Origin of the sequence: Novosphingobium sp. MMS21-SN21R (assembly GCF_031846015.1) — a bacterium.
Lineage (GTDB): Bacteria > Pseudomonadota > Alphaproteobacteria > Sphingomonadales > Sphingomonadaceae > Novosphingobium.
On the sequence record NZ_JAVRDU010000001.1, the window covers coordinates 1,704,479 to 1,717,776 of the forward strand.

The window sequence follows — 13,298 nt, forward strand, 5'->3', positions numbered from 1 at the left end:
CCGTGATGCCATGACCGCGGCAGGGCCAATCCTCGCCCGGTGCGATGGCACCGACTGTCTTGTTGAGGCAGATGAGACGCTTGCCGCTTTGCAGACGCGGCTTGGCGGCAGTTATCCGGGGCACATCGCCATACCCGGCCTGCTCGCGCTGGTGCGCAAAGTGCGCAGTTCCGGCGTGCCTCTGGCAACGCTTCTGACCGTGCAAGACGAGGGACGCCCTGTTTCTTTTTGCGCCCGCGTCGCTCCCGACGGTGGTGGCACCCGGATCGTGATTACCAATTGGCAGCTTGCCGCGGAGGCATGGAAGGCAGACGAAGGCGCTGTCGCAGAAGCCCTGCTTCGGCAGTTGGCTGAGGCGCATATTGTGCTCGATGCCGAGCAGCGGGTCATTTCGGCAACGATCGAACCGGGTGACCTGGCTGACTTTGCCGCCGTCTTGCGGCAGGGTTTCGGGCGTTTCTGGACAGACCTTGTCACCTTGCGTGGAAACTCTCACCGCCAGCCGCTTCACTGGCGGCTGCTCGACGATGCCGAACTCGAGATTGCCGGTTCGCAGCGACGCTGGAAGGCGCGGTTGCTGCCGCTGCGTGCCGGCGGGTTCGAACTGTTGCTGGTGGCTGATACGGTCATGGCACCCGATCTGCACGCCGTCCTGCCACTGGGTGCCTCACCGGATTTCAAAGGCTTGCTCGGGCGTAACCTAGCCCCGGCGCTGCGGCAGCCGATCAACCGCATCGTCGCCAATGCCGAAACGATCCGTACGCGCCTCGCCGGGCCTCTCGCAGAGCAATACGTCGGGTATGCGGGCGACATTGCCGAGGCCGGACGGCATTTGCTCGGCCTCGTCGAAGACCTGTCGGATCTCGAAACGGTCGAGGACGAGCAATTTCAGCCCGCGCCCGATCACATTGATCTGGCCGACTGCGCACGTCGCGCTGCCGGAATTCTGGGTGTCCGCGCACAGGAACGCAGCATCGTGCTGGTCACTCCCGGCATCGACGAACATGCGCCAGCCATCGGCGAGTTCCGGCGTGTCCTGCAAATTCTGCTGAACCTGATCGGCAACGCCATACGTTACACGCCGGGCCGCACCACTGTGACCATCGAAGCCGGATGCGAAGGACAGTCCGCATGGGTGTCGGTCAGCGACGAAGGGGAGGGGATTGCCGCCCCGCAGGCAGACAAGGTCTTTGAAAAGTTTGAAAGGCTCGGCCGGAGCAATGATGGTGGAAGCGGCCTCGGCCTCTACATTTCGCGCAAACTGGCGCGCGCGATGAAGGGCGAGTTGACCGTTTCGACCGCCGTCAGCGGCGGTGCCCGCTTTGAACTGATCCTGCCCGCAGACCACGCCTCGCAAAGCAGCGCAGCAGGCTAGGGCGTCAGCCCCGTTTGCCGCTGCGCCAAAGCGCAAAGGCCCCGATGAGCATCAGGCCAGCGCCGATATAGGCCCACTGCCCCTGTGCAAGCATGAAGCTCGAGGCGGGCCACATGATCACGCCCGTTCCCTGGCCGACCCACAGGCCGCCCATAAGGAGGGCGGCGATACCGAAAACTCTCAGAATCATCGTCATCGCCGCCGTTCCTTTATCTTAGCGTTCGCTCACCGGCACATAATCGCGCGCCGTCGGGCCAGTGTAAAGCTGGCGCGGACGACCGATCTTCTGGCCTGGATCGCTGATCATTTCATTCCACTGCGCCACCCAGCCGACGGTGCGGGCAAGGGCGAAGAGCACGGTGAACATCGTCGTCGGGAAGCCGATCGCCGAAAGGATGATGCCCGAATAGAAGTCCACGTTCGGGAACAGCTTCTTTTCTGCGAAATAAGGATCGCTCAGGGCGATTTCCTCAAGCCGCAGTGCGGTTTCGAACAGCGGGTCCTGCACGTTGAGCGCGGCGAACACTTCGCGCACGGTCGACTGCATCACCGTCGCACGCGGATCGTAGTTCTTGTAGACGCGGTGGCCGAAGCCCATCAGACGGAACGGATCGTTCTTGTCCTTGGCACGGTCGATGTAGTGCTGGATGCGATCGGGCGTGCCGATTTCCTTGAGCATGTTGAGCGCGGCTTCGTTCGCGCCGCCATGTGCCGGACCCCACAGGCAGGCAATGCCGGCCGCGATGCACGCAAACGGATTGGCGCCCGACGAACCTGCAAGGCGCACGGTCGAGGTGGAAGCGTTCTGCTCGTGATCGGCATGGAGCGTAAAGATCCGGTCCATCGCCTTTTCGACTTCGGGGATCACCTCGTATTCCTCTGCGGGAACGCCGAAGGTCATCTTGAGGAAGTTGCCGGTGTAGGACAGCTTGTTGTCGGGATAGACGAAGGGCTGACCGACCGAATACTTGTAGGCCATCGCCGCAATCGTCGGCATCTTGGCGATCAGGCGGTGGGAGCTGATCTTGCGGTGTACCGGGTCGGCAATGTCGGTGCTGTCATGGTAGAACGCCGAAAGCGCACCGACCACGCCGCACATGATCGCCATCGGATGCGCATCGCGGCGGAAACCGCGATAGAACGTGGCAAGCTGTTCGTGCAGCATGGTGTGGCGCGTGATCGTGCGGCTGAAATCAGCCAGTTCTGCCGCACTCGGTAGTTCGCCGTTGAGCAGCAGGTAGCTGACTTCCATGAACGACGAATGCTCGGCCAGCTGCCCAATCGGATAGCCACGGTGCAGCAGCACGCCTTCATCGCCATCGATGTAGGTGATTGCGGAATCGCAGCTCGCCGTTGAGGTAAAGCCCGGATCGTAGGTGAACATCCCCGTCTGAGCATAGAGCTTGCGGATATCGATGACATCGGGGCCGATGGTCCCGCTATTTACGGGCATCTCGATGGTCTTGCCGCCAGCGGTCAAAGAAGCCTGGTTATCGCTCACGCCTTAGCCCTCCTGTTCCATGTTATTACAAATACCTGCTCGCGATCAGGCCGCGTGGTCGCGAATGCGTGCCAGCGACTCGTCCTTGCCGAGCAGTGCCAATACGTCGAAAATGCCTGGTGAGGTAGCCTGTCCCGTCAAGCTTGCGCGCAACGGTTGGGCAATCTTGCCCAGTCCCAACCCGAGCCCCTCGGCCATTTCCTTCACCGTGGCCTCCAGATTTTCGGTTGTCCAGCCGTTTTCAGCCTCGAGAACCTTCGCCACCTTGCCGAGGATCATGCGCGCATCATCGGTCAGGATGGCGACAGCTTTCTCGGCCAGCGGCAAGGGCCGTTGTGCAAACAGGAAAACCGCGCCCTGCGCCAGTTCGTTGAGGTCGGGTGCCCGAACCTTCAGCACCGGCATCGCCCGCGTGAGCAGGTCCATCCCGGTGTCGGCAGCAAAAGCCGGAGCCAGATCCGCCATGCGCGGTGCCACAAGCCGGGCCAGCCGCGCGTCGTCCGCTTCACGGATGTAGTGCCCGTTCAGATTGAGCAGCTTCTTGAGATCGAAGCGCGATGCGCCCTTGTTCACATCGCCAATGTCGAACCACGAAGTCGCCTGTTCGCGGCTGATGATTTCCTCGTCGCCATGCCCCCAGCCGAGCCGGAGCAGGTAGTTGAACACCGCTTCGGGCAGCAGCCCCATCTCGTCGCGGTAGGCATCGACGCCCAGCGCGCCATGGCGCTTGGACAGCTTCGCCCCGTCCGCACCATGAATTAGCGGGATGTGCGCATAGGCAGGATCGGGCCAGCCGCCTTCGATCACATCCATCGCGCGGATGATCACAAGCTGGCGGAAGGCGTTGTTGATGTGGTCATCGCCGCGGATCACGTGGGTTACGCCCATATCATGATCGTCGACCACGACGGCGAGCATGTAAGTCGGCGTGCCGTCCGACCGCAGGATGATGAAGTCGTCGAGTTCGCTGTTCTGGACCGTGATCGAGCCCTGGACCATGTCGTCGATGACCGTCTCGCCCTCACGCGGGGCCTTCATGCGCACGACATAGGGCTCGCCTGCGGGCCACTGGTCCGGCCCGGCATCGCGCCATTCGCTGTGGATGCGGAACGGGCGGCGCTCGGCCTGAGCCTGCTCTCGCCGCGCTGTCAGCTCTTCCTGGGTCAGGTAGCAACGGTATGCGTGACCTGATTCAAGCATCTGGTGGGCAATGGCGGCATGCCGGTCGGAGCGGGCGAACTGGAACACCGGCGTCTCATCTCCGGCAAGGCCCAGCCATTCCAGCCCGTCAAAGATCGCCTCGATCGCGGCGTCTGTCGATCGTGCGCGGTCGGTGTCTTCGATCCGGAGCAGATACGTGCCGCCGTGATGGCGGGCGTAGAGCCAGTTGAACAGCGCGGTGCGCGCGCCGCCAATGTGCAGGAAGCCGGTCGGCGAGGGCGCAAACCGGGTGACGACCTTGCCTTGCGGGCGTGATCCTGCAGAAACGGTATAAGTGGCGCTTGCCATTGGCCGCGCTTTCCTTCCCTTTGAAATCCATGGCGTCCCCGGCAGCACAAGGCCCGTCAGCGGATGGTTCGGCGGCAGACTTTCCAGCGCCGGACGGTTCCGCCTTCGTGCCCGGCAAAGAACCGGGAAGACGCGCGGGGCATTGGGACATCCGCGCGCGATTGTCCAGCGTGCTTGAAGCTGGCGAAGCGTTCCTTGAAGCCCACCCGTTTGAACGCGGGATATGGCTTGTAGTGGCCTTCGCGGCAGGGATAGTCCTGTGGGTGGCGCTTCCCGGAGTTGCAGACTGGACCGGGGCCTTGCTTGCCTTGGGCGGGCTCTCGATTCTGGGCCTGATCTGGCGTGACGAGGCAGGTGCGGGGCACGTGCGCCTGGCTGTGATCGGCCTGAGCGTGATGGCGGCGGCCGGCATGACCACGATCTGGACCAAATCGGTGCTGGCTGGGCAGCCTGCTATCGACGGCCCGCGCGTTATCATGGTTCAGGGACGCATTACCGAAAGACGTGAAGAAGCCGCAAAGGCGCGGGTTCGTCTCATCTTGCGAACGCAGATCGAAGGCAGCGCCGGTGCGGTCCTCGTGCGCATCAATGTTCCGGACGACAAGGATCGGAAAGGTGCAGAACAAGGAGCCTTCGTCCGGCTCCGCGCACGGCTGATGCCGCCAGCGTCGCCGATGTTGCCCGGAGGGTATGACTTTGCCCGGACCGCATGGTTCGGCGGAATCGCGGCAACCGGGTCGGCCATTTCGCCAGTCGAAGTTCTGCAGACCTCTGATCGCGGCGTGACCCTGCGCGGCATGCAGTCCGGGCTTGCGGATCATGTGCGGTCAATGCTGGCCGGTTCGCCCGGCAACATCGCCGCCGCATTCGCCAGCGGCGACCGCGGGGCCATTGCCGTGACCGACGAAGAGGCGATGCGCGATGCGGGGTTGACGCATCTGCTTTCGATCAGCGGGCTTCATGTCAGTGCGCTGATCGGCGCCGTGTACTGGATAATTGCGCGCGTCCTGTCGCTGTTTCCCTGGATCGCGCTCCGCCTGCGCGTGCCGGTCGCTGCCGCGTTGGCGGGCGCGCTGGCTGGCGTGGCCTATACCCTGTTAACCGGGGCAGAGGTGCCGACGATCAGGTCGTGCATCGGCGCTCTGCTGGTGCTCGGCGCATTGGCGTTGGGCCGCGATCCGCTGTCGATGCGGCTTGTGGCGGTTGGCGGTCTGGTCGTCATGGTGTTCTGGCCCGAGGCGGTGCTTGGCCCCAGTTTCCAGATGAGCTTTGCCGCGGTCATGGCGATCATCGCGTTCCACTCTGCCGCCCCGGTCCGGAATTTCATGTCTGGCGAACATCATGGCCCGGTTGCTCGGGCTGCGCGCAGCTTGATCATGTTGCTGGCCACCGGGCTGGTGATCGAGACAGCCTTGATGCCAATCGGCCTGTTCCACTTCCACCGCGCAGGCGTCTATGGCTCCATCGCAAATGTCATCGCGATCCCGTTGACGACTTTCGTGACCATGCCGCTGATCGGGATAGCGCTTTTGCTGGACTTGGGAGGCATGGGCGCACCTGCATGGTGGCTCTGTGGCAAATCGCTCGAACTCCTGCTGGCCATCGCCCATTTCGTGGCAGCACAACCCGGCGCGGTCACCATGTTGCCGCCGGTCGCGCCGTGGAGCTTCGTAATGTTCATCGTGGGCATGCTGTGGCTGGCACTGTGGACCGGGAAAGTACGGCTGTGGGGGCTCTTTCCCGCGACCGTTGCGGTTACCGTCATGGTGCTGGCGCGGCCTCCCGATATTCTCGTCACAGGCGACGGGCACCACGTCGGCATGACGGACGACGGCGCCGACTTGCTCGTCCTGCGGACCACGCGCGGTGATTACGTTCGTGACAGCTTGCTCGAAATGGCAGGCATGGAAGGCGAAGTGAAAACGCTGGACCAATGGCCCGGTGCGAAGTGTTCGCCGGAATTCTGCGCATTTGCTCTGGTGCGTGGGAGGAAACGTTTCGTCGTTCTGGCCGCACGCAACCGCGAATACATCGATGACATGGACCTCGCCGCAGCATGCGAGCGAGTTGATATCGTCATCGCAGACAGGCGCCTGCCGTTCTCCTGCAAACCGCGCATGCTCAAGGCTGACCGCATCCTCCTCGCCGCAACCGGCGGGATCACGATAGACCTCGCTTCCGGGAAAATCCGCACCGTTGCCGAAACTCAGGGACGCCACGGATGGTATCGCTGGCCGGAGGCGCCAGAACTGAACAAGCTGTCTCGTACTGCAACCCAGCCTCGGGAAGCACCACCTGACGCCGAACGGACCGGTGCGGTCGTCACGAGAGTCAACGGAAACCAAAATCATCGCAACCAGAGAGCGTTGCCTGACGAGACATTCCGCCCTGCTGCCAAGCCGTCGGTACAAAGTGTCCCGGTTTCGCCCGGGTCATCTGCTCTGCCGCCGCCATCTGTGGAAGGCCGGGATGGGGGCGATGCAGTGACCGGGCAACCCCCGACCTGACCATGACCGCTTAAGGCCGGGCAACACTCAGGCAAACAGCATGCATTGACCTACCGAATTCGTAACATGTCCGAACCTGAATGCTTCGGATCAATGATAGCGGCGGAGGAGTCCCGCGAGCTTGCCTTGCACCGCGACTTCATCCGGGCGGTAGAACTGCGGATCATAAGCGGAATTGGCCGGATCGAGCCGGATCATGCCCTTTTCGCGGTGGAGGTACTTGAGCGTGGCTTCCTCGCCGCGCACCAGGGCGACGACGATTTCTCCATCGCGGGCGGAATCGGTCTTTTTTACCAGCGCATAATCGCCATCGAAGATACCGGCTTCGACCATCGAGTCACCCGATACTTCGAGCGCATAATGCTCACCCGCGCCGAGCAGGGCGGCGGGTACCGGCAGAGTGGCGGAGGTTTCAAACGCTTCGATAGGCATACCGGCTGCAATCTTACCGTGCAGCGGCAATTCGATCACGTCGTTTGCCGGGGCAGGAGCCGCCTTGGGCGCACTGCGCAACGGCGTGAGCGCCGTATTTGCATTGGCTGCCTCACGCACAGGCGCAGGCTTGCTCACCGCGCTTTCGGGCTGGCGCAAAACTTCCAGCGCGCGGGCGCGATTGGGCAGGCGGCGGATGAAGCCGCGTTCCTCAAGCGCCGAGATCAGGCGGTGGACGCCGGACTTCGACTTGAGATCAAGCGCCTCTTTCATCTCCTCAAACGAGGGGGAAATGCCGGATTCCTCCAGACGGACCTGGATGAATGAGAGCAGTTCATGCTGCTTGCGCGTCAACATTGGCGGTTCTCCGCGAGTGAACGAATGCGGAACGGATAAGCAACCAATTACGACTCGTCAAGCAATTCCGCCATTTTCGAGCAGGTAGATGAGAACATCGGTACCGGCGGCTTTGGCAGGCGCGCCCGCTTCTCGCACAACGAGAGCGTTGCTGCGCGCAAGCGGGGCGAGCGCGCCCGAATCCTGCAGTTCGTCGAGCGTCACCGTCACCCCGTCCCACCGTGCGCGCAGGAATTCCATCCGGCTGCCGCCCGCATTCATCGCACTGGTCAGACGCGCCGGGATCGTGCGCGGCAAGGGCTTCACCGCGCCGAGCATGGCACGCAGCAAAGGCAGCATGAACAGGAAGCCGGTGACGAAGGCCGAGGCGGGATTGCCGGGCAAGCCGAGGATGATCTGCCCCCCACGCTTCGCCACGAGCAGCGGCTTGCCGGGCTTGATCCCGATGCGCCAGAAATCAATCGACGCGCCGACGGCTTCGAGCGCGGGGCGCACCAGATCGTGATCGCCGACCGATGCGCCGCCGCTGGTCACGATCACGTCGGCATCGGCCGCGCTGCCGAGGGCCTGTGCGAGATCTTCGAGCTGGTCGGCGATGGGACCGATGTGCGTGATCGTCACCGGCAGCCCTGCCGCCATCGCGCAGAGCATGGGGCCGTTGCTGGCGGGGAGCTGGTGGAGCGCGGGCAGCGTGCCGGGCAGGACGAGTTCGTCGCCGCTGTCGATCACGGTGAGGCGCAAGGGGCGGCGCACGGGCAAGTGGCTGTGCCCGCCGGCGATGGCTAGCGCGATTTGCGCGGGGCCGATCCGGGTTCCCGCCGCGATCAGCATGGCATCGCGCGAAAAGTCCATTCCTGCGGGGCGGACGTGGCGCTGCGGGGGGGCGGGGGGCGTGCCGGTCAGGTGCATTGTTTCACCTTCGCGCGCGGCGTCCTCCTGCAGGAGGATCATGTCCGCGCCGTCCGGGACCATCGCGCCGGTGCTGATCCGCACGGCTTGGCCTGCGCCGACTGATCCGGTGAAGGGATGCCCCGCCGCGCTCTCGCCGATGACTTGCCATGGGCCGGGGAGGTCGGCGCTGCGCAAGGCGTAACCGTCCATTGCGGAGAGGGCGGCGGCGGGCTGGGTGCGGCGGGCGAGGAGCGGTTCGGCAAGATAATGGCCGAGGCATTCGCTGACGGTGCGGTGCTCCACCGGGAGTGCTGCCGCCAGTGCGAGCAGGCGGGATTGCGCTTCGGCGAGGGGGAGCGGAGGCGTTCTCACTCGGGCGCTACCCAAGTGCCGGACTTGCCGCCGCGCTTCTCGATCAGGCGGATACCTTCGATGACCATGCCTTTGTCGAGCGCCTTGGCCATGTCGTAAACCGTCAGCAGGGCGACCGACACGGCGGTGAGCGCTTCCATCTCGATACCGGTCTTGCCCGTCAGCGAGGCCGTGGCAGTGCATTCGACGCCGGTCCCGGTGAAGGCGAAGTCCACGTTCACCGCATCGAGCGCGAGGGGGTGGCACAGCGGGATCAGTTCGCCGGTCTTCTTCGCGGCCATGATCCCGGCGATACGCGCCGCGCCGAGGACGTCACCCTTGGGCGCGTTGCCCTCGCGGACGGCGGCGAGCGTGGCCGGGTTCATCCGGATCGACCCCTGCGCGATGGCGACGCGGTGCGTTTCGGCCTTCGCGCCGACGTCGACCATCCGCGCGGTGCCGCCCGAATCGAGGTGGGTCAATCCGTTCATCCTGACCGCTTTCTCCCTGAACAGGTTTACACAGTTTACACAGTCCAGAGAAAAACTCCGACGCCCCCGCCTTGGCCCGGAATGCAGGGCTTTTCAAGTTTAAGGGGATGGTGCCAGACATGCCGCGCAGCCTGGCAGGGCGGCGGCGTGTAGGACAGGGCTTTGTGGTCTTCTGGGCTTTGTGGTTCCGAGAGATTTGTGGTTTTGCCGGCTCGTCCTGAGGCGCGGACACGAGCGTGGGGGAAAGGGCTGGCGCATGGCTTTGCCTCGGCGCCTCATGCGGTGCATAAATGGCTGCATGGTATTTTCTGTTGATCTGGCCGGGACGCGGACGTTGGGGATTTGTGCCCCGCTCACCGTGACTGGTCACCGTAATTGCACCCAGGATTTCGCATCACAATGAATTATCGCCATTCCTTCCATGCCGGCAACAGCGCCGATGTGGTGAAGCACAGCCTGTTGATCGCGCTTGTGCGGGCCTTGCAGCAAAAGGACAGCGCGCTGACCCTGATCGACACCCATGCCGGTTGCGGGCTGTACGATCTTGCCGGCGAGCAGGCCCAGCGCACCGGTGAGGCCACGCAAGGCGTGCTGCGGGCCTTTGCCGACCCGAACCCCTTGCTGAACGACTACCGCGCGGCCGTGCAGGCGGTGAATGCCGGGGCGAATGTGGGGGAGGGGCCGCAGCTTTATCCCGGCTCGCCGCAGATCCTGTCGCAGCTTCTGCGCCCGCAGGATTTCCTGATCCTGAATGAAAAACATCCCGAGGACGCCTATGCCCTGCGCGGCGCGATGCGCGGCACTCCCGCTGCCGTGCACGAGCGCGACGCCTATGAGTTCTGGCTGGCGATGCTGCCGCCGCGAAGCCCTCGCGGCGTGGTGGTGGTCGATCCGCCATACGAGCAGACGGACGAACGCGCCCGGATCACGGCCACACTTGCCGCGGCGTGCCGCAAATGGGCGCATGGCGTGACGGTGATCTGGTATCCGCTGAAAGACCGCGCCACGCATTGGCGGTGGAAGGAGCAATTGCAGCGGCTCGGCATCCCGAAATTCCTGTGCGTGGAGCACTGGTTGTACGATGCCGATCAGCCCGGCATCTATAACGGCGCCGGCCTTTTTATCGTCAACCCGCCCTACGCCTTCACGCAGGCGCTGCCGCCTCTGCTGGAAGCCCTGCGCGCCGCACTGGCGCCCGAGGGGCACAAGGGCGAGATCGCAGCCGGTTGGCTGGGCGATTAGAGTCGCCGCTTATCGCGCCATTCGCCCGAAGGAGGGATTGCCGCGCTGCATTTAGCAAACGAGGCACCTGTCACCGCAATTCCCAGCCGTGACTTCCCGGAACGGGTTTACACGGTTTGCACAGTCCAGAGCAAAACTCCGACGCCCCCGCCTTGGCCCGGAACGCGGGGCTTTTCAAGGTGGAGGGGGCGGTGCCTGACATGTCGCGCAGTGTGGCAGCGCGGCGGCGGGTAGGACAGGGGTTTGTGGTTCGGGTGGTGTGGGAGTTGGTTCACGCAGAGGCGCGGAGACGGGAGAGGAGCGTGGGGTTAGCGCTGGCGCATTGCTTTGGCTCGGGGCTTCATGCGGTGCTTAATTGGTGGCTGCTGCCTTTATGGCTTTGGTCGGGAGACGGAATTTGGGGATTTATGCACCTGTCCCCGTAATTTCTGTCACCGTAATTTCAAATTGATTTAAACATGCACATGAATCTTGATTGATCGTCGAAATCAGCACATGCTCAAAAACTGTTAATTCATCGCATCTCGAGAGCTCCATGGCAAAACCAAGAGTATTTTTAAGTTCAACGTATTACGATCTTAGATCGCTCAGGGGAGAACTTGAAAGGTTTATTCGAGAGAAGGGTTACGAGCCAATCTTGAATGAACGCGGACATATAACATACTCTAAAGAAAATTCACCCGAAGTGGCGTGCTACCGGGAAATAGAGAGCTGTGATATTCTAGTCTCCGTCATAGGTGGAAGATTTGGAAGTACGTCTAACGATGGCGAATTTTCTGTATCGCAATTGGAGTTACGAACCGCGATTGAACAATACAAGCAAGTTTATATATTTGTTGAGAGAGATGTTTCTTCAGAGTATAGAACGTACTTAAAAAATAAAAATACAAATATCAACTGGACTGCTGTTGACAATGTTAAAATTTATAAATTTCTAGAAGAAGTTCACGCTCTCCCAAATAATAACGCAATAATGTCCTTCGAAACTGGACAGGATATTATAAATTTGCTGCGTGAGCAGTGGGCTGGATTATTTCAAAGGATGCTTCAAAGTCAAGCGTCGGTCGGTGCGCTTGAAACAGCTCAAGAGCTACGACAGGGCGTTGATTCCGCTCGACAGCTTGTTGAACTATTGAGATCTCCAGTCCAAAATTCAAACGATGATGAAGGCAAGATAGACGCGCTGCTTCTTCCTAATCACCCATCTTTTTCGAGAATTAAACGCCTTCTTAAGGTTCCATATCGTGTATATTTTACGTCTGTAGACGAGCTGAATTCATGGTTGAAAGTTAGAAGTTATAAGCCAGTCCTAGAGGGAGCGTGGGATAATTCCACCGAGATGGAATGGTATAATGATAAAGATGACAACAATTGGGATTTATTGAAAATAAATACTAAGCTTTTTGACGGTCAAAATAGATTCAGGCCGGACTCTTTGGAATGGAGCGATAGTTTAATAAGAAAAGATATTCGACCAAAAGATCCTGCAGCTGACGACGATAATGGCGATGACTTGCCTTTTTAAATAAAAATTTGAATAATGGTATCTGAATAATTGAGTCTCAATTGATCTTTTTCCACCCCACCAACAACCCCAGCGTAGCCGCCTCGACATCCGGCTGACGCATCAGGGCTTCGCCCACGAGGAACGTGCGTGCGCCGCACTTTTCGAGGCGCAACAGGTCGGCATGGGTGTTGATGCCGCTCTCCGCCACCAACAGGGTGCCTTCGGGGGCGAGCGGCGCGAGGCGTTCGGTGGTGGCGAGATCGGTGACGAAGCGTTTGAGGTCGCGGTTGTTGACGCCGATCAGGCGGGACTTGAGGCGGGCGGCGCGCTCCATTTCCTCTTCGTTGTGGACTTCGACGAGGGCGTCCATGCCGTGTTCGCGTGCGGCGGCTTCGATCTCGGCCATTTGCGTGTCTGACAGGCAGGCGGCGATGATCAGGATGGCGTCGGCGCCGATGGCGCGGGCCTCGAGGCACTGCCACGGATCGACCATGAAGTCCTTGCGGATGACCGGGAGCGTGCAGGCGGCGCGGGCTTCGATCAGGTAATCCTCGTGGCCCTGAAAATAGGGCGCGTCGGTGAGGACCGAGAGGCACGCGGCGCCGCCTGCCTGATAGGCGGCAGCGTGAGCGGCGGGGTTGAAATCGGCGCGGATCAGGCCCTTGGACGGGCTGGCCTTCTTGATCTCGGCAATCAGGGCGTAGCCGGTGGCGGCCTTGGTGCGGAGCGCTGCCTCGAAGCCGCGTGGGGCGGTTTGCTGCGCGGCGCGGGCGGTGAGGTCAGCGATGCTGGTGGCGGCCTTGCGGGCGGCGACTTCGCTGCGCTTGGTGTCGCAGATTTCGGTGAGCTTGTCGGTCATGGTGCGCGGCTTTTGGCCTCTCGCGCCGGGTGTGTCGAGTGGGTTTTGGGGCGGGGTTTGCGCGCGTCCTTCGACAGGCTCAGGACGAACGGGGTTAGGGAGATTGTGCGGTGGGGTGTCTCGACTTCGCTCGACACGAACGGGGGGTGGGTTGGGGAATGTTCTGCGGGGGGTGGCGCGTGTCCTTCGACAGGCTCAGGATGAACGGGGTTTGGGAGATTGTGCGGTGGGGTGTCTCGACTTTGCTCGACACGAACGGGGGGTGGGTTGGGGAAT

11 protein-coding genes are annotated in these 13,298 nt (G+C 61.9%); 4 read left to right on the plus strand and 7 right to left on the minus strand.

Annotation, left to right across the window (positions count from 1 at the left end):
• Positions 1-10: 10 nt before the first annotated feature.
• Positions 11-1,375 (plus strand): HAMP domain-containing sensor histidine kinase, encoded by a 1,365-nt coding sequence (locus RM192_RS08245; RefSeq protein WP_311507060.1) that lies wholly within the window; start codon positions 11-13, stop codon positions 1,373-1,375.
• 4 nt (positions 1,376-1,379) lie between these two features.
• Here the strand turns inward: RM192_RS08245 and RM192_RS08250 are convergent, their stop codons facing one another.
• From RM192_RS08250 to gltX, 3 genes are read right to left on the minus strand one after another with little or no spacing between them, the layout of a single operon-like run.
• The gene (locus RM192_RS08250; protein WP_311507061.1) at positions 1,380-1,571 is read right to left on the minus strand and encodes a hypothetical protein; all 192 of its coding nucleotides are present in this window, start codon (positions 1,569-1,571) and stop codon (positions 1,380-1,382) included.
• An 18-nt stretch (positions 1,572-1,589) separates the two neighbouring features.
• On the minus strand, positions 1,590-2,876 hold the full coding sequence (locus tag RM192_RS08255) for a citrate synthase (RefSeq protein WP_311507062.1): 1,287 nt from the start codon (positions 2,874-2,876) through the stop codon (positions 1,590-1,592).
• Between the two features lie 45 nt (positions 2,877-2,921).
• Positions 2,922-4,385 (minus strand): glutamate--tRNA ligase, encoded by a 1,464-nt coding sequence (gene gltX / locus RM192_RS08260; protein WP_311507063.1) that lies wholly within the window; start codon positions 4,383-4,385, stop codon positions 2,922-2,924.
• A gap of 29 nt (positions 4,386-4,414) precedes the next feature.
• On the opposite strand from gltX, the gene RM192_RS08265 reads away from it, so the two are divergent.
• Positions 4,415-6,892 carry a ComEC/Rec2 family competence protein gene (locus RM192_RS08265; RefSeq protein ID WP_311507064.1) on the plus strand — a complete coding sequence of 826 codons (2,478 nt, stop codon included), beginning with the start codon at positions 4,415-4,417 and terminating at the stop codon, positions 6,890-6,892.
• 90 nt (positions 6,893-6,982) lie between these two features.
• On the opposite strand, the gene lexA is transcribed toward RM192_RS08265, so the two are convergent.
• From lexA to moaC, 3 genes are read right to left on the minus strand one after another with little or no spacing between them, the layout of a single operon-like run.
• Complete coding sequence (gene lexA / locus RM192_RS08270) at positions 6,983-7,681, minus strand: transcriptional repressor LexA (protein WP_311507065.1); 699 nt, start codon at positions 7,679-7,681, stop codon at positions 6,983-6,985.
• Positions 7,682-7,738: 57 nt separating this feature from the next.
• The gene (locus tag RM192_RS08275; protein ID WP_311507066.1) at positions 7,739-8,944 is read right to left on the minus strand and encodes a molybdopterin molybdotransferase MoeA; all 1,206 of its coding nucleotides are present in this window, start codon (positions 8,942-8,944) and stop codon (positions 7,739-7,741) included.
• Positions 8,941-9,414 carry a cyclic pyranopterin monophosphate synthase MoaC gene (moaC, locus tag RM192_RS08280; protein ID WP_311507067.1) on the minus strand — a complete coding sequence of 158 codons (474 nt, stop codon included), beginning with the start codon at positions 9,412-9,414 and terminating at the stop codon, positions 8,941-8,943. Before moaC ends, RM192_RS08275 begins: the two co-directional genes overlap by 4 nt.
• A 399-nt stretch (positions 9,415-9,813) precedes the next feature.
• On the opposite strand from moaC, the gene RM192_RS08285 reads away from it, so the two are divergent.
• Both RM192_RS08285 and RM192_RS08290 read left to right on the plus strand, forming a co-directional pair.
• Complete coding sequence (locus RM192_RS08285) at positions 9,814-10,656, plus strand: 23S rRNA (adenine(2030)-N(6))-methyltransferase RlmJ (protein ID WP_311507068.1); 843 nt, start codon at positions 9,814-9,816, stop codon at positions 10,654-10,656.
• Positions 10,657-11,131: 475 nt separating this feature from the next.
• Positions 11,132-12,181, plus strand: coding sequence for a DUF4062 domain-containing protein (locus tag RM192_RS08290; protein WP_311507069.1), 1,050 nt, complete (start codon positions 11,132-11,134; stop codon positions 12,179-12,181).
• Positions 12,182-12,218: 37 nt separating this feature from the next.
• Here RM192_RS08290 and trpC read toward each other — a convergent pair whose 3' ends face one another.
• Positions 12,219-13,022 (minus strand): indole-3-glycerol phosphate synthase TrpC, encoded by an 804-nt coding sequence (gene trpC, locus RM192_RS08295; RefSeq protein ID WP_311507070.1) that lies wholly within the window; start codon positions 13,020-13,022, stop codon positions 12,219-12,221.
• Positions 13,023-13,298: the final 276 nt, after the last annotated feature.